At 69.8% G+C, this 17659-nt stretch carries 16 protein-coding genes; 7 read left to right on the top strand and 9 right to left on the bottom strand.

Annotated features, from left to right (window positions below; genetic code table 11):
* The 7 genes from HQN59_RS16185 to HQN59_RS16155 all read right to left on the bottom strand — a co-directional run bounded on the left by HQN59_RS16185 (window position 1) and on the right by HQN59_RS16155 (window position 7686).
* Entirely contained in the window at window positions 1-1173 is a 1173-nt protein-coding gene (locus HQN59_RS16185) for a thiolase family protein (RefSeq protein WP_176070149.1), read from the bottom strand.
* Between the two features lie 29 nt (window positions 1174-1202).
* The gene (locus tag HQN59_RS16180; RefSeq protein WP_342451224.1) at window positions 1203-2402 is read right to left on the bottom strand and encodes an acyl-CoA dehydrogenase family protein; all 1200 of its coding nucleotides are present in this window, start codon (window positions 2400-2402) and stop codon (window positions 1203-1205) included.
* A complete protein-coding gene (locus HQN59_RS16175) occupies window positions 2399-3934 on the bottom strand; it encodes a class I adenylate-forming enzyme family protein (protein ID WP_176070148.1) in 1536 nt (511 codons plus the stop codon). Before HQN59_RS16175 ends, HQN59_RS16180 begins: the two co-directional genes overlap by 4 nt.
* A 7-nt stretch (window positions 3935-3941) precedes the next feature.
* The gene (locus HQN59_RS26685) at window positions 3942-4397 is read right to left on the bottom strand and encodes a Zn-ribbon domain-containing OB-fold protein (RefSeq protein WP_176070147.1); all 456 of its coding nucleotides are present in this window, start codon (window positions 4395-4397) and stop codon (window positions 3942-3944) included.
* A gap of 1 nt (window position 4398) precedes the next feature.
* Window positions 4399-5571 carry a thiolase family protein gene (locus HQN59_RS16165; RefSeq protein WP_176070146.1) on the bottom strand — a complete coding sequence of 391 codons (1173 nt, stop codon included), beginning with the start codon at window positions 5569-5571 and terminating at the stop codon, window positions 4399-4401.
* Window positions 5572-5579: 8 nt separating this feature from the next.
* Window positions 5580-6368: an enoyl-CoA hydratase/isomerase family protein gene (locus tag HQN59_RS26840; protein ID WP_217704168.1), complete on the bottom strand. Its 789-nt coding sequence runs from the start codon at window positions 6366-6368 to the stop codon at window positions 5580-5582.
* 379 nt (window positions 6369-6747) lie between these two features.
* Window positions 6748-7686 (bottom strand): LysR substrate-binding domain-containing protein, encoded by a 939-nt coding sequence (locus HQN59_RS16155; RefSeq protein WP_176070144.1) that lies wholly within the window; start codon window positions 7684-7686, stop codon window positions 6748-6750.
* 301 nt (window positions 7687-7987) lie between these two features.
* On the opposite strand from HQN59_RS16155, the gene HQN59_RS16150 reads away from it, so the two are divergent.
* From HQN59_RS16150 to HQN59_RS16120, 7 genes are read left to right on the top strand one after another with little or no spacing between them, the layout of a single operon-like run.
* Window positions 7988-8869, top strand: a complete 882-nt coding sequence (locus HQN59_RS16150) for an FAD binding domain-containing protein (RefSeq protein WP_176070143.1) — start codon at window positions 7988-7990, stop codon at window positions 8867-8869.
* A gap of 21 nt (window positions 8870-8890) precedes the next feature.
* Window positions 8891-9436, top strand: coding sequence for a (2Fe-2S)-binding protein (locus tag HQN59_RS16145; RefSeq protein ID WP_176070142.1), 546 nt, complete (start codon window positions 8891-8893; stop codon window positions 9434-9436).
* Window positions 9429-11885 carry a molybdopterin cofactor-binding domain-containing protein gene (locus tag HQN59_RS16140; RefSeq protein WP_176070141.1) on the top strand — a complete coding sequence of 819 codons (2457 nt, stop codon included), beginning with the start codon at window positions 9429-9431 and terminating at the stop codon, window positions 11883-11885. Before HQN59_RS16145 ends, HQN59_RS16140 begins: the two co-directional genes overlap by 8 nt.
* On the top strand, window positions 11882-12718 hold the full coding sequence (locus tag HQN59_RS16135) for an alpha/beta fold hydrolase (protein ID WP_176070140.1): 837 nt from the start codon (window positions 11882-11884) through the stop codon (window positions 12716-12718). Before HQN59_RS16140 ends, HQN59_RS16135 begins: the two co-directional genes overlap by 4 nt.
* A gap of 20 nt (window positions 12719-12738) precedes the next feature.
* Entirely contained in the window at window positions 12739-13470 is a 732-nt protein-coding gene (locus HQN59_RS16130) for an enoyl-CoA hydratase/isomerase family protein (protein WP_176070139.1), read from the top strand.
* A gap of 21 nt (window positions 13471-13491) precedes the next feature.
* Window positions 13492-14406, top strand: a complete 915-nt coding sequence (locus tag HQN59_RS16125) for an SRPBCC family protein (protein ID WP_176070138.1) — start codon at window positions 13492-13494, stop codon at window positions 14404-14406.
* Between the two features lie 19 nt (window positions 14407-14425).
* A complete protein-coding gene (locus tag HQN59_RS16120) occupies window positions 14426-15412 on the top strand; it encodes a Bug family tripartite tricarboxylate transporter substrate binding protein (protein WP_176070137.1) in 987 nt (328 codons plus the stop codon).
* Between the two features lie 131 nt (window positions 15413-15543).
* On the opposite strand, the gene phhA is transcribed toward HQN59_RS16120, so the two are convergent.
* Window positions 15544-16437, bottom strand: coding sequence for a phenylalanine 4-monooxygenase (gene phhA, locus HQN59_RS16115; protein ID WP_176070136.1), 894 nt, complete (start codon window positions 16435-16437; stop codon window positions 15544-15546).
* Window positions 16438-16469: 32 nt separating this feature from the next.
* Window positions 16470-17552 (bottom strand): 4-hydroxyphenylpyruvate dioxygenase, encoded by a 1083-nt coding sequence (hppD, locus tag HQN59_RS16110; RefSeq protein ID WP_176070135.1) that lies wholly within the window; start codon window positions 17550-17552, stop codon window positions 16470-16472.
* Window positions 17553-17659 lie beyond the last annotated feature (107 nt).

Genomic DNA, 17659 nt, shown 5'->3' with positions numbered 1-17659 from the left:
TCATTGCTCCAGGATCATGGCGTTCGAGACGCCCCAGTTCTTGCCGTACGGGATCTGTCCGATGCCGGTGACGAGCGAGTTCACCGGGTTGGGCACCTGGCGCGCGCCGCCTTCGCCGAACAGCTGGCGCACCGCCTCGACGAGATTGGTGCCGCCGCCGGCGAGCCCGGCCTGGCCGGCCGAGATCTGGCCGCCGCCGGTGTTGAGCGGAAGGTTGCCGCTGAACGAGAAGTCGTTGGCGAGCACGAAGTCGGACGCCTGGCCGACCTCGCAGAAGCCGAAGCCCTCCATCACGAGCATCAGCGCGATCAGGAAGTCGTCGTAGCACTGCAGCATGCGGATGTCCTTCACCGACATGCCGGCCTTGCGCAGCACGTCGGGGCCGACCACGGAGAAACCCGTGTCGGTGACCTCGGCGGTGAAGTCGGTGCCCTTGTGATTGGTGATCTCCGAATACGCGACCGGGTAGACGCGTTGCTTCGCGCCGATGCGTTCGGCGTTCTCGACGCTGGTGACGAGCACGCCGTTCGCGCCGTCGCAGACCATCACGCTGTCGAGCATGCGCAGCGGGTCGGAGACGAACTTCGACTCGAGGTAGTCGCGCTCGGTGATCGGCTTCCTGAGCTTCTCGCAGGCGTTGTCGTTGAGCAGTGCGTGGTTGCGCTGCGTCACCGCGAGCTTGGCCAGCGCCTCGTCCTTGAGGCCGTGCAGATGCCTGTAGCGCTGCGTCATCAGGCCGAACACGCCGACCGGTCCCTTGAGGCCGACCGGGTACTGGAACTCGAAGCGCTGCGCGCCCTGCTCGGCGGGCACCGCGAGCGACGACTGCGCGTCCGATGCGATCACGAGCACCGTCTCGCAATAGCCCTCGCGGATCGCCGACGCGGCGCGCGCGATGTTGGCGAGCGCCGAGCAGCCGCCGAGCCCGGTGACCTGGTTCCAGCGCGTCGTGAGGCCGAGCAGGTCGGCCATGTAGACCGAGTAGAACGGGTTCTTGGTCTCGCTCATCGTTTCCGACACCGCGAGGCCGTCGATGTCCTTCGGCTCGAGGCCGGTGCGCTCGAGGATCTGCTCGAACACCTCGGAGGCGAGGTCGTAGGCCGAGCGGCCGGTCTTCGTCGCGATCTTGGTCTCGCCGTACGCGACGATCGCGACGTCTCTCTTCTTCTGCATGGAGTTTCCCTTCGGGTGACGCGCGCGCCCTAGCGGAACAGCTCGCGCGCGATGATTTCCTTCATGATCTCGTTCGACCCGCCGTAGATCGGCCCGACGCGGGCGTTCGCATAGAGCCGCGCGATCGGGTAATCGAGGATGTAGCCGTTGCCGCCGTGCAGCTGCAGGCACTCGTCGACGACCTCGTTGCAGGTCTGCGTGACCCACCACTTGGCGACCGCGGCATCGTCGTTCGACAGCTCGTCCGCGAGGCAACGCACCAGGCAGTTGTCGACGTAGACGCGCGCGATCTGCGCCTTGCTGCGGCACTCGGCGAGCTTGAAGCGCGTGTTCTGCAGCGACGAGAGCGGCTGCCCGAACACGGTGCGCGCCTTCACGTAGTCGACCGTCATCGCGACCGCGCGCTCCATCTGCGCGACCGCGTTCATCGCGATGTAGAGGCGCTCGGCCGGCAGCTGCGCCATCAGCTGCGGGAAGCCCTGGCCTTCCTCCGGGCCGAGCAGGTTCTCGACCGGCACGCGCACGCCGTCGAAGAACAGCTCGGCGGTGTCCGAGCCGCGGTTGCCGAGCTTGTCGAGCACCTTGCCGCGCCGGAAGCCTGCAAGGTCGCGTGTCTCGACGACGATGATCGAGGTGCCGCGCGAACCCTTCGCGGCCGAGTCGGTCTTCGCGACCACGAACACCAGGTCGGCGTGGTAGCCGTTGGTGATGAAGGTCTTCGCGCCGTCGATCACGTAGTGGTCGCCGTCGCGACGGGCGCGGGTGCGGATCGCCTGCAGGTCCGAGCCGGCGTCGGGCTCCGACATCGCGATGGCCCCGACCATTTCGCCGCTCGCCATCTTCGGCAGCCAGCGGCGCTTCTGCGCCTCGCTGCCGTAGTGCAGAAGGTAGTGCGCGACGATGCCGCTGTGCACCGTGTTGCTGAAGCTGCCGACGAGGGCGCGCGCCTGCTCGCTGAAGATCACGATGTCGTGCGCGAGCGTGCCGCCGCCACCGCCGTAGGCCTCGGGAATGCTCGCGCAGAGCAGGCCCACCCGTCCGGCCTCGTTCCACGCCCCGCGGTCCATCAGCCCGTCGCGCGACCACTGCGGCTCGCGCGGAACGAAGCGCTCCTCGAAGAAGCGGGCGGCGGCGTCGGCAAGCATCTCGAGCTCGGGCGTCAGCCACGGCGAGCGGTACGGCACGCTCGGCGGCCGCGCGACCCGGTGCGAGACGGGCTGCTCGCTCACGCGGCGGTCCTTGCCGCGTACTGCTCGCGCAGCACCGCCTTCTGGACCTTGCCGGTGCTGGTGCGCGGCAGTGCCTCGACGAACAGCAGGTGCTTGGGCTTCTTGTAGCTCGCGATCTGCTCGCGGCAATGCGCGATGAGCGCCTCGGCGTCGACGCTGGCACCGCGCTCGAGCTCGACGTAGGCGCAGACCGCCTCGCCGAACGCGGGGTCGGGCACGCCGATGACCGCCGCGTCGGCGACCGCCGGGTGCGACATCAGCGCCATCTCGACTTCCTTCGAGTAAATGTTGTAGCCGCCCGAGAGCACCATGTCTTTCTTGCGGTCCATCAGGTAGAGGTAGCCGTCGGCGTCGAAGCGACCGACGTCGCCGGTCGCGAGCCAACCGTCCCTGATGGTCGCGGCGGTCTCTTCCGGCCGCCGGAAGTAGCACCGCATCGTCGAGTAAAGCCCCGGCGTTCCGCTGCGCACCCAGATCTCGCCGGCTTCGCCGGTCGGCAGCGTGCGGCCGTCGGCGTCGACCACCCGCACGTCGACGCCCGGCCAGGGCCGCCCGACCGACGTGGGGTGCGAGAACGCCTCCGAGGAGTCGAGCCCGGTGATCGCACCGCACTCGGTTTGCGCGAGGAACGAATAGAAGCGCACCTGGGGCAGCGCGTCCGCGAGGCGTCGCTTCACGTCGAGCGGGAACGCCTCGCCGGTGACCGTCATCACGCGCACCGACGCGAAGTGCTCCGGGTGCGCCTCGATCTCGGGCAGCATCATGCGGCCCACGGTCGGCACCATGCCGAAGACGGTGACCTTCTCGTCGCGCACGAGGCGCGTCGCCTCGGCGGCGTCGAAGCGCGCCATCACGACCAGCGTCGACCCGTGCAGGATCATGTTCATCAGGCGTGCCATCGCGGTGCGATGCGCGAGCGGCGTCGTGCAGAGCTGGACGTCGTCGGCGCCGAGCCGCCAGTGGTAGCCGTTGAGGTAGCCGTTGACGAAGACGAAGTTCGACTGCGTGAGCACCACGCCCTTGGCGCGCCCGGTGGTGCCCGACGTGTACGCGACCATGCAGTCGTCGGCGGCGTACGGCAGGTCGAGCGGCTCGTCCTGGCCGCGCGCCATCAGCGCGGCCAGCGTGAGGTCGGCGGCGCACGCCGCGTCGGCGCCGATCCGTACGATGCGGGGCCGGCCTTCGGCCGCGCGCGCGTACGCGGCTGCGGTGCTCGAGCCGATGAACGCGGCCTTCGGCTCGCAGTCGGTCAATAGGTGCGCGATCTCGGGCACCGAGAGCGGCAGATTGACCGGCACGACGAGCGCGCCGGCCTTGATGATGCCGATGAACGCCTGCACGAATGCGATGCCGTTCGGCAGATAGAGGGCGACGCGATCGCCCACCTCGACGCCGGCAGCGCGCAGGCCGTGCGCGATGCGATTGGTCGACGCCTCGAGCTCGGCGAAGCCGATGCGCTCGCCGCCGCTCACGACCGCGTCCTTTTCGCCCATGCGGAGGGCGTGCGACGCGAGGAACGATCCGAACTTCATGGCCTCGTCACGCCGGCTCGAACGCCGGGTAGTTGTAGGTCTCGGACAGACGCTCCCACATCAGCTTCACGGGCATGCCGATCGCGACCTCGTCGGCCGGCACGTTGAACAGGTTGGCGAGCATGCGCACGCCCTCGTCGAGTTCGACGAGCGCGCAGACGTACGGCACGCGGTCCTCGTGACCGGGCCATGGCGCGACCGCGACGGTCCACGAGTAGACGGTGCCGCGCCCCGACACCTCGCGCCACTCGATGTTGCGCTTGCCGGTGTAGACCGAGCCCGAGCGCGGAAACCACTGGAAGCGCGCCGTGTCCCTGCAGAACTGCATCATCAGCCGGCCCTCGTTGGCGGCTTCCCAGAACGGCTTGGTCTTCGCGTAGATGTCGGCGCGCGGCAGCGGGCGCGGGATCTTCCTGGGTTCGGGCTTGGCTGGCTTCGCCGGCGCGTGGGTGGCTTCGGTCATGTCAAGGCTCCAGGATCAGGACGTTGGAGACGCTCCAGTTCTTGCCGTAGGGGATCACGCCGATGCCGGTGACCATCGCGTTGCGCGGGTCGTCGACCTGGCGCTCGCCGGCGTCGCCGAACAGCTGGCGCACGGCCTCGACGAGGTTGGTGCCGCCGCCGGCGAGCCCGGCCTGGCCGGCCGAGATCTGGCCGCCGCCGGTGTTGAGCGGCAGCTTGCCCTTGATGCCGAAGTCGGTCTCGAGGATGAAGTCGGAGCCCTTGCCGCGCTCGCAGAAGCCGACCTGCTCGAGCTGCAGCAGGATCGCGATGAGGAAGTCGTCGTACGGCTGAAACATCCGGATGTCGGCCGGCGTCAACCCGGCCTGCGCAAGCGCGCGCGGCCCGGCGACCGTGAAGCCGCTCTCGGTGATGTCGGCGGTCGGGTCGGCGACCTTGAAGTTGGTCACTTCGCCGTAGCCGATCGGGTAGACCGCTTTCGTGAGGCCCAGGCGCTTCGCGTTCTCGGCCGACGTGACGAGCACGCCGTTGGCGCCGTCGCACACCATCACGCTGTCGAGCACACGCAGCGGCGTCGAGACGAACTTGGAGTCGAGGTACTCCTGCTCGGTGAGCGGCGTGCGCAGCTTCGCGGTCGCGTTGGGGTTGAGCAGGGCGTGGTTGCGCTGCGTCACCGCGAGCTTGGCGAGCGCCTCGACCTTCAGGCCGTGCTGGTGCGCGTAGCGCTGCATCAGCAGGCCGAACACGCCGGTCGGGCCGCGCAGGCCCATCGGGTACTGGAACTCCCAGCGTTGCCCGCCTTGCTCGGTGGGCGGGTAGCTCGATTGCGCGTCCGACGCCACCACGAACACGGTGCGCGCCTGACCGTCGCGGATCGCGGCGGCCGCGCGCATGATGCCGGCGATCGTCGACGCGCCGCCGAGGCCGTTGATCTGACACCAGTTGGTTTCGAGCCCCAGGTGCTCCGCGAGGAACACGGCCCAGAACGGGTTGCTGGTCTCGCTCATCGTCTCGGAGACCGCGATGCCGTCGATCTCGGACTTGTCGATGCCGGTCTGCATCAAGACCTGCTCGAGCACCTCGGTCGCGAGCTCGTACGAGCTGCGCCCGCCGCGCAGCACGATCGGCGTCTCGCCGTAACCGACGATCGCGACGTCCTTCTTCCTGGTCGTCATGCGCGTCCTCAGCGGCCGGTGAAATTGGCCGGGCGACGCTCCTTGAACGCCGCGAGTCCTTCTTCCTTGTCGCTCGAGAAGGCGAGGGCGAAGAACGCGTCGGCCTCGATGTTCATGCCTTCGGCGAGCGTGGTGTCGAAGCCGCGTTCGATCGCCTGCTTGCTGAACATCACCGAGAGCGGGGCCTGCGCGGCGATCGAGGCCGCGAGCTCGCGCGCCTTGCCAATGGCCTGACCTTTCTCGGCGACGTGATTCACGATGCGCAAGCCCAGCGCCTCCTGCGCCGAGAGCCGCCGGCCGGTCCACATGAGCTCCTTCGCGAGCGGCTTGCCGATGAGCCGCGGCAGCGTCTGGGTGCCCGCGCCGCCCGGCATCAGTCCGAGCTTGGCTTCGGGCAGCCCGAACTGCGCGCCCTCGGCGGCCACGATGAAGTCGCACAGCAGGGCGAGCTCGAACCCGCCACCGAGCGCGAAGCCCTCGACCACCGCGATCACCGGCTTGGTCGCTTCGGGCAGCGCGCGGAACATCTGGTTGACCTTGCGGTTGCGCTTGCGGCGCCGCCAGAGCTCGAAGAGCTCGTCGGGCTCGAGCTTCTGCTCGGAGGTGTCGACGCCGGTGCAGAACGCCTTCTCGAGGCCGCGGATCAGGATCGCGCGACAGCCGCGGTCGGCTTCGGCCTCCTGGATCTGCTCGAGGATCTCGACCGCCGTCTGCTCGCGAATCGCGTTCAGCTTGTCGGGCCGGTTGATGGTGATCTCGAGCCAATGCGGCTGGCGTTCGACGACGATGTCTTGCACGGCGTTCCTTGCGTGGTGGAGCGGGCGCCCGGCGCAGCAACGCAGCCGGTTTCGAATGTGCAGACCATTCTGGTGGCATTCGCACGGTCGTGCAATTAGCGCATTCCACGTGGAGTGAGCTTTTGTGGCGCAGCACGACACAGGCTCACGCCGGCGGATCGGCGCGGCCACGCGGCAGCGATGGACTTTCGCGGTGCAGCGCCGGTGGCGCGGCGGGGTCCTGGGCGCAGGCGCGCGGACGCTGCGGCGTCGCGCCACCAAGGTGTGACTCGCATCTCGCACCGTGCCGAGACGCGGAGCTGCAGCCCGCGACGGTGAGGAGTGCGGACCGCGGCCGCAGCGCGCGACGCCTGCCGCAGCGGCAGCTTCGGCCCGATCGCTACAGCGGCAGCGCGTCCTCGGGCCAGCCGGCCGAGCGCGCCCACTCGGCCATCGAGCGCTCGGTGTCGTGACCCTCGCGCAGCAGCCACTCGAAGAAGGCATCGATCGCCGGGCCACTTTGCGCGGCGTTGGCGTAGTAGCGGCGCTGCTTGGCGGCGAGCGGACCGAACGGCGTGCAGAGGCGCCCGGCGATGATGTCGTCGATGGCCAGGAAGAGCGGCACCAGCACCACGCCAAGCCCCTCGGCGGCGGCCTGCAGCGCGAAGTACATCTGCTCGAACTTCAGCATGCCGGCCGGCTTGAGGTTGGGCTCGCCGACGGCCTGCAGCCAGTCGGCCCACGCGTACGGCTCGGTCGAGTAGCCGATCAGCGACTGGTTGACGAGGTCGGCGGGCACCCGCAGGCGCCCGTTCTCGGTGAGGTCGACGTGGCAGACCGGCACGATGAGCTCGGTCATGAACGGCTTCGAGACGCACCCGAGCAGCGGCGCCTGCGCGCCGCGAATCGCGACGTCGTAGGTGTGCTCCTGGAAGTTCACCGGCGCGAGCGACGTCGTCATGCGGATCTCGACCTCCGGGCGTCTGCGCTGGAAGCCCGAGAGGCGCGCGATCAGCCAGCGCATCGCGAAGGTGGGCGGCGCGTTGATGTGCAGCGTGGTCGGCGCAGCCTGATCGGTGAGCTGCAGCGAGGCGACCGCGATGCGGTCGAGCGCGGCGGTGACCTCGGCGAGGTAGGCGCGACCGGCGTCGGTGAGTGCGAGCTGAGAGGGGGTGCGGCGAAACAGCGAGGTGCCGAGCCACTCTTCCAGGAGCGCGACTTGCCGGCTCACCGCGCCATGCGTCACGTTGAGTTCGACGGCGGCCTTGGTGAAGCTCACGTAGCGGCCCGCGGCTTCGAAGGCGCGGATCGCATTGAGGGGCGGAAGTCTTCTCGACATCGGAGGCGGCGCTGTGTCCGGGCGGAGTATTTCTGAGTTTTTCTCACGCGAGCCGCCCTGTCCAGCGAGCGAACACCTAGCGAGCATGCGGCCGGCACGGGTGAGCCCGACTCACGCCACGTGAGGATTCCTGGTTTGCCGTGCCGCGTGACCCGGTTCACACTGCCGCCTCGGCGCCCAGCGCGGCTTTCGCGTGCGCGACGCCGGACCTCAAGAGCTCGGAGACTGGCTTGAACAACCGCTCATCCACGCCGCCCGGCCACGCACCCGTGCGGCGTCTCAGCACCCTGCGGAGCTGCCGATGAAGGCGGCCGCGTTCGACTACGTGCGCGCCGAGGGCGTCGACCACGCGCTCGAGCTGCTCGCCCAGCACGGTGGGGACGCCAAGCTGATCGCCGGCGGCCAGAGCCTCGTGCCGATGATGGCGATGCGGCTCGCGCGTCCGGCGGTGCTGATCGACATCAACCGCATCGATGCGCTCAAGTACGCCGACGCCGGCGTTGGCAGCGTGCGCATGGGCGCGGCCAGGCGCCAGCGCGACGTCGAGGACGACCACGCGCTGCACACGAGGCTGCCGCTGCTGCGAGACGCGCTGCACTGGGTCGGCCACGTGCAGACCCGCAACCGCGGCACGGTCGGCGGCAGCCTGGTGCATGCCGACCCGTCGGCCGAGATTCCGCTCGCGGCGACCGTGCTCGGCGCGACGCTCAGGCTGCGCAGCCAGGCGGACGGCGACCGCGAGCTCGCCGCAAGCGACTTCTTCCTCGGCCCGATGTTCACCGCCGTCGGCGAGACCGAGTGCCTCGTGGAAATCGAGTGGCCGGTCTGGGACGGCCCCGGCATCGGCACCGCGTTCGAGGAGACCGCGATGCGCCACGGCGACTTCGCAATGGCCGCCGCCGCCGCGCAGCTCCAGCTCGATGCCGACGGCGTGTGCCGACGCGCCGCCATCGGCCTCGGCGGCGTCGACGGCACGCCCGTCGCCTTTCCGGACTACGCCGAGCAGCTGGTCGGCGCGCGCATCGACGGCGCGCTCGCCGACGAGGTGGCGCATGCCTGTGCGGCGCGCACCGAACCGGGCGCCGACCTGCACGCCGACGCCGAGTACCGCCGCCACCTTGCCACCGTCATGCTGACCCGCGCGATCCAGCGCGCGGCGGCCGGCGCGGCGCCGCAGCGCTGAGGCGCCTTCAACGGGTTCGTCATGTCTTCTCTCGTCAACATCGAAATCAAGGTCAACGGCGTCGTGCGGCAGCGTGCCGTCGAGCCCCGCACCACGCTGGTGGACTTCATCCGCGAGCAGCTCGGCCTGACTGGCACCCACGTCGGCTGCGAGCACGGCATCTGCGGCGCGTGCTCCGTGATGCTCGACGGCGACCCGGTGCGCTCGTGCTGCATGTTCGCGGTGCAGGCCGACGGTTCCGAAGTCACCACCGTCGAGGGCCTCGCGCCGCGCGGCTGCCTCTCGAAGATCCAGGACGCGTTCTGCGAGACGCACGCGCTGCAGTGCGGCTACTGCACGCCCGGCATGCTGGTCGCCTGCCACGCGCTGGTCGAGAAGACGCCGCAGCCGAACGAGGACCAGATCCGCGACGCCATCGGCGGCAACATCTGTCGCTGCACCGGCTATCAGCAGATCGTCGACGCGGTGAAACTCGCGACGACACCGGGCTACGAGCCCAAGGGCAACCCGGTGGCGCGCGCTGCCGACCCGGGCAACACCTCCATTCGAGGAGAGCAGCGTGGCTGAGCCGAAGTACACCGCCTACGCGGCCTTCAAGTACATCGGGCGCCACCGGCGTGCCGTCGAGCACCAGCGCTTCGTGAGCGGGCTCGGCAAGTTCGCCGCCGACGTCCAGCCGCCGGGTCTGCTGCACGTGGCGATCGTCGCGAGCCCCTACGCGAGCGCGCGAATCGTCTCGATCGACACCTCGGCGGCGCTCGCGATGCCGGGCGTCATCGACGTCATCACCGGCGATGAGCTCAATGCGGCGATCGACCCGATGATGCCGGGCGTCGACGCGCCCGCGGTCGAGCGCTTCCCGCTCGCCCGGGGCGTGGTGCGCTATGCCGGCGAGTACGTCGTCGCGGTGGTCGCCGAGTCGCGTGCGCTCGCCGAGGACGCGAGCGAGATGGTGATGGTCGAGTACGAGCCGCTGCCGCACGTCGTCGATCCCGAGGAGGCGATGGACGAGAGCGCGCCGCTGGTTCACCCGCGCCACGGCTCCAACGTGATCTGGCGCCGTCACTTCGTGTGGGGCGACGTCGACGACCACTTCGCCGCCGCGCCGCATCGCCTGAGCTACCGGGCGCGCTGGGCGCGCAGCTCGACGGTGCCGATCGAGACCTTCGTCGTCACCTGCGCGTGGAACGACGCGACGCAGATGCTCGACGTCTGGGCCTCGATCCAGATGCCCAAGTACCCGGACCTGCTCGCCAAGCACATGCGCCTGCCGGGCAACCAGGTCCGCGTGCACTACGACGTCGACGTCGGCGGCAGCTACGGCGTCAAGCGCGGCCTCAAGCAGACGCTGGTGGTCGCCTATCTCGCGAAGAAGCTCGGCCGCCCGGTGCGCTTCCTGGAAGACCGCCTCGAGAACATGCGCGGCGGCGACATGCAGGGCCCGGACCGCATCTTCGACGTCACGCTCGCGTTCGACAGCGAAGGCAAGGTGCGTTCGATGCGCATGCGCGCCATCGACGACATCGGCGCGTACTCGGGGCGCTCGCCGCTGCAGCTCGGCAAGCCCGTCGGCGCGATCGTCGGCCCGTACCTGATCGAGAGCGTCTCGTACGACGCGATCTCGGTCATGACCAACAAGACGCCGCAGGAGGCGGTGCGCGGCTTCGGCCAGTCGCCGACCAACTATGCGATCGAGCTCGGCATGGACAAAGTCGCGCGCTTCCTCGGCATCGATCGCGTGGAACTGCGCCGCCGCAACCTGATCAAGGCCGACCAGTTCCCGTACCTCATCCCGAGCGGCACCCACTATGACTCGGGCGACTACGACGCCGTGCTCGACAAGGCGCTCGAAGCGGCGTCGTACGACGACCTCGTCGCCGAGCGCGACCGGCTGCGTGCGCAAGGCCTGCTCGCCGGCATCGGCGTCTCGACCTGCCTCGAGCCGTCGGGCGGCAACTCGGCCTTCGAGCCGCTCTTCAACCCGAAGAACCAGACCACGACCTGGATGGACTCGTGCCTGGTGCGCATCGACCTCAACGGCTCGATCACGGCGCTGATGGGCACCTCGACCTCGGGCCAGGCGCACGAGACGCTGGTCTCGACGGTGGTCGGCGAGATCCTGCAGCGCGAGCCCGACGGCATCCGCGTGATCCACGCCGACTCGCTCGGCGCGCTGCCGTCGAACAGCCCGGTCGGCAGCCGCATGGCGATCATGCTCGGCGGCGCCGCGGCGGGTGCCGCGAAGATCCTGCGCGCCAAGCTGCTGAAGATCGCCGCGCACAACCTCGAGGTGTCCGAGGACCAGCTGGTCTACGAGGACGGCAACGTGTTCGTGCGCGCCGAGCCGTCGCGCCGCATCGGCTGGGACGCGCTCGTCGAGATCGCGCATCGCCACTACCACCGCATGCCCGAGGGCATCGAGCCTGGCCTGCAGGAGAAGTTCGTCTGGGAGGTTCCCGGCGGCGGCAAGATGCCGACCGAGGACGGCCGCGTGCAGATGTACCCGGCGCACTCGTTCGAGTCGCACGTGGTGCTCGTCACGGTCGACCGCGACACCGGCAAGCCGACGATCCGGCGCTACGCGGTCGGCCACGACTGCGGCGTCATGATCAGCCCCGACGTCGTCCACGGCATGACCTACGGCGGCGTCGCCCACGGCATCGGCGCCGCGCTGATGGAGAAGTTCGCGTATTCCGACGAAGGCCAGCTGCTCGCCGGCACCTTCATGGACTACCTGCTGCCGAGCGCGACCGAGGTGCCGAGCATCAAGATCGTCGATCACTGCACGCCGTCGCCGCTGACCGAGTTCGGCCAGAAGGGCTCGGGCGAGGCGGGCTATCTGGGCGGCCCGGCCGCGATCGCGAGCGCGATCAACGACGCACTGGCGCCGGCCGGCGCTTCGATCGACGCGCTGCCGATGACGCCGCAGGCGATCTGGCGCGTGCTGCGCGCGGCCACGCCGCGCGGTGCCGCTGCACCCGCGCCGTCGCCGGCTCCCGTGAAGGAGGTTGCATGAGCGATATCGAGACCCGCAAGATCGCAGGCCCCGACGGCGCGATCGCCGTCCGCATCCAGGGCGACGCCGGCGCGCCGGCGGTCGTGATGGCGCACTCGATCCTGTCGTCGAGCATGATGTGGGACGCCCAGGCGGAGCTCCTCGCGAGCCGCGGCTTTCGCGTGGTGCGGATCGACACCCGCGGTCACGGCGAGTCCGAAGCCAAGAGCAACCGCTGCACGATGGACGATCTCGGCGCCGACACCCTGGCCGTGTTCGACGCCCTCGGCCTCGAGCGCGCGCATTACGTCGGGCTCTCGCTCGGCGCGATGAGCGGCTTCGGCCTCGGCATCGACCACGCCGACCGCCTGCTCAGCCTCGTGCTCTGCGACGGCCGCGCCGACGCGCCGCCGGCGGTCGCCGCGCCGTGGGACGAGCGCATCGAGCAGGCGCGCCGAAGCGGCAGCTGCGGGGTGCTTGCCGACCCCACCATCGAGCGCTGGTTCGGCAAGGCCTTCGTCGAATCGCACCCGGAGGTGGCCGAGCGCTTTCGCGCCGCCGCCGGCCGGGTGTCGCTCGACGGCTTCGAGGCCTGCGCGCGCGCGATCCAGGGGCTCGACTACCTCGACCGCGTCGATCGCATCCGCGTGCCGACCACGATGATCGTCGGCGCCAACGACGGCGTGCTGCCGCAGGCGATGGAGGAGCTGCGCGGCCGCATCGAGGGCTCGGTGCTCGAGCTGATCCCGAACGCCGGCCACCTGCCGAACATCGACGCTCCCGAGGCGTTCGACGCGGCACTGCTGCGCCACTTCGAGCGCGTCGGGTCGGACGCAACCTCGACCGATTCCTGACCTTTCCTGCTGGAGAAGCAATGAGCGAGCAACTGAAGATCGAACAGGACGGGCGCCTGCTGCGCGTCACCCTGAACCGGCCGAGCGACAACGGCATCTCCGACGCCATGGCCGCCGAGTTCAGCGCGGCCATCCTGAAGGCGCACGAGACGTCCGACGCGGTGCTCCTGCGCAGCTGCGGCCCCGACTTCTGCACCGGCCGCGTGCGCGATCCCGGCATGCCGCCACCGGCTGCCGAGGCGTACGCGCGGCGGCCCGAATACAACGCGATCTTCGACAGCTACAAGGCGATGCGCAGTTCGCAGGTCCCGGTGATCGGCGTTCTCGAGGGCCGCGTGATGGGCTTCGGCACCGCGATCGCGGCGCTCTGCGACGTCAGCTTCGCGAGCGACGCGGCGACCTTCAACATCCCGGAGATCACCCACAACGTGATGCCGACGATGGTGATGTCGGCGCTCTACGACCGTGTCAACCGCAACGCGATCCTGTGGATGGCGTACGGCGCCGACTTCATCGACGCCGAGCGCGCCATGGCGCTCGGGATCGTCAGCACGGTCGTTCCGGCGGCCGGCCTCGACGCCGAGGTGCAGCGCTTCTGCGACGTGCTGCTGAGCCGTCCGCGCCCGGCGATCCTCGGCCTCAAGGAGTACCTGCGCGTGGCCCCGCGCATGGACGAGCAGGGCGCGATCGATTACGCGCGCAGCCTGCACTCGATCGTCAACACGTCGGCCGAGATGAAGAAGAAGCACTGAGCAGCCAGGAGCGAGCAAGCCATGGAAATCACCGGACTCCAGCAGATCCCCGCGCCCCGCCAGGTGGTCTGGGATGCGCTCAACGACCCCGCCGTCCTCAAGCAGTGCCTGCCGGGATGCGAGTCGGTCGAGCGCACCAGCCCGGACGAGTTCAAGGTCATCGTCGCGGCGGCGATCGGCCCGCTGAAGGCGCGTTTCAACGGCCTGCTGAAGATCACCGAGGCCCGGCCGCCCGAAAGCTGCGTGATGGTGTTCGAAGGCCAGGGCGGCGCGGTCGGCTTCGGCAAGGGCACGTCGAGCGTCAGCCTGCGCGACGCCGACGGCGGCACCGAACTCGCGTACACCGCCAAGGCGCAGGTCGGCGGCAAGCTCGCGCAGGTCGGCTCGCGCCTGATCGACAGCGTCGCCCGCAAGATGTCGGACGACTTCTTCAAGGCGTTCAGGAAGCAGGTCGCGCCGGCCGACGATGCGGGCGGCGCGCCGCCCGCGGGCGGCGCGGGCGCCGGCTCCTCGGCAGGCGCTGGTTCGGCAGCGTCTGAAGCCGCTCGAGCGGCGCCTGCCGCGTCGTCGGCACCGGACGCTGTCGCGTCGCCGGGCGGCGCGGCGCCCCTCGCCGGTACCACCGCCGGCCTCGCCGGCGTGACCGGCGCCGGCAGCGCGCCGGGAGCCAGCGGTGCCGTGCCGAGTGCCGCGACGGCGAGCCCCGCCGCCGCCACCAGTCCGACTCCGCCGACCACGACGACCGCGCCGGCGCTCCCGCCCCTCAGCGCGCCGGTGGCGACCACGCTGCCGGCGGCTCACGCGCCTTCCACCGCATCGACCCCGCTCGCCACGAGCGCGTCCACCGATCGGCCGATGGTGCCGACCTGGTGGCTCGCTCCGGCGGCCGCGCTCGGCTCGCTGTTCACGCTGGCCGGCGTGCTGTTCGCCCGCTGATCACACCCAGGAGAAGAAGATGTCCCTCGATTCCACCCGCCGGCAGCTGCTGCTGGCGGCCGCCGGCTCGGTCGTCGCCGGCAGCGCCTTCGCGCAACCGGCACCTGGCGGCAAGATCGTCAAGATCATCGTCGGCTTTCCGCCCGGCCAGGCCACCGATGCGGTCGCTCGCGTGCTCGCCGAAAAGCTGCGCGCGCAGACCGGCGACACCTACATCATCGAGAACCGTCCGGGGCAGGGCGGCAGCATCGGCATGGGCGCGACGGCCAAGTCGCCGAGTGACGGCAGCGTGATGATGCTGACCCACATGTCGGCGGTCGCCACCAACCCGCACCTCTACAAGAGCGTGCCGTACGACTCGCTGAAGGACTTCGAGGCCGTGGGCCTCGTCGCCGACCTGCCGTTCGTGCTCGCGGTGAACCCGTCGCTGCCGGTCAAGAGCGTGCAGGACCTGGTGCGCCACGCCAAGGCCAACCCCGGCAAGCTGACCAACGCGTCGTCGGGCAACGGCACGGTGTCGCACCTGGCGATGGAGAACTTCAAGCGCCGCACCGGCATCGAGGTCGTGCACGTGCCGTACAAGGGCAGCGGCCCCGGCCTCACCGACGTGGTTTCGGGCCAGGTGTCGATGGCGCTCGAAACCGCCGCCGCGGTGCGCCCGCTCGCCGAGTCGGGCAAGCTCCGCGTGCTCGCGGTCGGCAGCCGGGTGCGGCTGCCGGGCGCCTTCGCGAACGTCCCGACGCTCGACGAGCAGGGCTTCAAGGACTTCAACGCCGTCACCTGGATCATGCTGATCTATCCGTCGGGCACGCCGAAGGAGATCGTGCAGCGCACGTTCACGGCGACCAACAGCGTGATGCGCATGCCAGAGACGGAGCAGCAGCTGCTCGCGATCGGCGCGCTGCCGCGCACCAGCAAGAGCCCCGACGAGGCCGCAGCCTACATCAGGACCGAGTTCCAGCAATGGGGCGAGACGGTCAAGCGCAGCGGGGTTCAGCTCGACTGACGTCGCGGGCTGATCGCGCGCCGCGCTCGCCTTCCGACGCCCGCCTCGTGCGGGCGTTTCTCATCGCGCGTCCGAGGGGCGTGGCGATGCCGAGCGGCGCCACGAGCGCCAGCGTCTGCGCAGTGGACGGCTCAGCGCGCCGGGTGGCGCGCCGCGTGGTACGTGCCGGTGCCGCGGGTGATCACGCGGTCCTCGGGCAGCACGCTGCCGGGTTCCAGCTCGGGCTGCTCGGCGACGCGCGCGTAGATCGGCGCGAAGTCGATGCGCGCGAGCTCGAGCAGCTCGTCGAGGTCCGAGATGACGAAGTAGGTTTCCTGCAGATCGTCGATGCGATAGCGCGTGCGCATCACGCGCTCGAGGTCGAAGCGCAGGCGGTTCGGCGACGGGTCGTCGAGCGCGAACACCGCCTCGAGGGCCGACGACGCGATGCCGGCGCCGAAGATGCGCAGACCGTCGGCCTGCTGCACGAGGCCGAACTCGACCGTGTACCAGTAGACGCGCGCCAGCTTGTCGAGCACGCCGAGCTGCTTGGCGCGCAGGCCGCCGAAGCCGTAGGCCTGCGTGTAGTCGGCGATCACCGGATGCATGAGGAGCGGCACGTGCCCGAACACGTCGTGGAACACGTCCGGCTCCTCGAGGTAGTCGAGCTCGTGGGGTTTGCGAATGAAGTTGCCCGCGGGGAAGCGCCGGTTCGCGAGGTGCTCGTAGAACACCTCGTCGGGGACCAGCCCGGGCACCGCGACGACCTGCCAGCCGGTGCGCGCCATCAGGATGTCCGAGAGGCGCCGGAAGTCGGGGATCTCGTCAGGGCCGATCGGCAGGTCGTCGAGCGCCTGCACGAACGGGTCGCACGCGCGGCCGCGCAGCAGGCGGCGCTGGCGCTCGAAGAGGGTGCGCCAGACGCCGTGGTCCTGCGCGCTGTACGCCTCCCAGCCCTGGTCGACGGTCCAGTCGGGGCGCTCGGGCGGCTGCGGGTCGGCGGCCGCGACGCCGTGCTTGAGCGGTGCGTTGAGCTGGCGTTGCATCGAAGCTCCTGCGCTGCCTATTGGCGCCGCGATCAGGCGGTGGCGATGACGCCGCGCCGCACCTGGTCGCGCTCGATCGACTGGAACAGCGCCTTGAAGTTGCCTTCGCCGAAACCCTCGTCGCCTTTCCGCTGGATGAACTCGAAGAACACCGGGCCGAACAGCGCCTCCGAGAAGATCTGCAGCAGCAGGCGCGTGCGGCCGGTGACCGGGTCGGTGCTGCCGTCGAGCAGGATGCCGCGCGTCTGCAGCTCGGTGATCGGCTGGCCGTGGCCGGGCAGGCGCTCCTCGAGCATCTCGTAATAGACGTCGTTGGGGGCGGTCATCAGCGGCACGCCGGCCATCGCAAGGCCGTCGATGGTGGCCAGGATGTCGTCGGTCAGCAAGGCGACATGCTGGATGCCCTCGCCGTTGAACTTCATCAGGAACTCCTCGATCTGGCCGGAGCCCTTCGACGATTCTTCGTTCAGCGGGATGCGGATCTTGTTGTCAGGCGCGGTCATCGCCTTCGAGGTGAGGCCGGTGTACTCGCCCTCGATGTCGAAGTAGCGCAGCTCGCGGAAGTTGAACAGCTTCTCGTAGAAGCCGGCCCAGAACGCCATCCGCCCGCGGTAGACGTTGTGCGTGAGGTGGTCGATGCACTTGAGGCCATGACCGAACGGGCGGCGCTCGACGCCCTCGATGAACTCGAAGTCGATGTCGTAGATCGACTTGCCGTCCTCGAAGCGATCGATCAGGTAGAGCGGTGCGCCGCCGATGCCCTTGATTGCGGGCAGGCGCAGCTCCATCGGCCCGGTCGGCAGGTCGATCGGCTGGGCGCCGAGTTCGAGCGCACGCGCGTACGCCTTGTGCGAATCGCGCACGCGGAACGCGAGCCCGCAGGCCGACGGGCCGTGCTCGGCGGCGAAGTAGGCGGCGTAGCTCTTCGGCTCGCGGTTGACGATGAAGTTGATGTCGCCCTGGCGGTACAGCACGACGTCCTTCGAGCGGTGCGTCGCCACGTGGGTGAAGCCGAGGCGCTCGAGGATCGGTTCGAGCGTGTTCGGCTCGGGGGCCGCGAATTCGACGAACTCGAAGCCCATCAGGCCCATCGGGTTCTCGGGTGAATCGGTCATCAGGAAGCTCTCCGTCTGGTCAGGTGCGCGCAAGGGCGGCGATCCGTGATCCTCGCGCAGATCGGCCGGGCGTGCCACCCGCTGCCGCGGATGGCGCGCCGCGCAGG

It is taken from the genome of Rhizobacter koreensis (assembly GCF_013366375.1).
Taxonomy (GTDB): domain Bacteria; phylum Pseudomonadota; class Gammaproteobacteria; order Burkholderiales; family Burkholderiaceae_C; genus Schlegelella_A; species Schlegelella_A koreensis.
The sequence above is the reverse complement of the archived record's forward strand: the minus strand, read 5'-3'. Positions and strand labels throughout refer to the sequence as shown.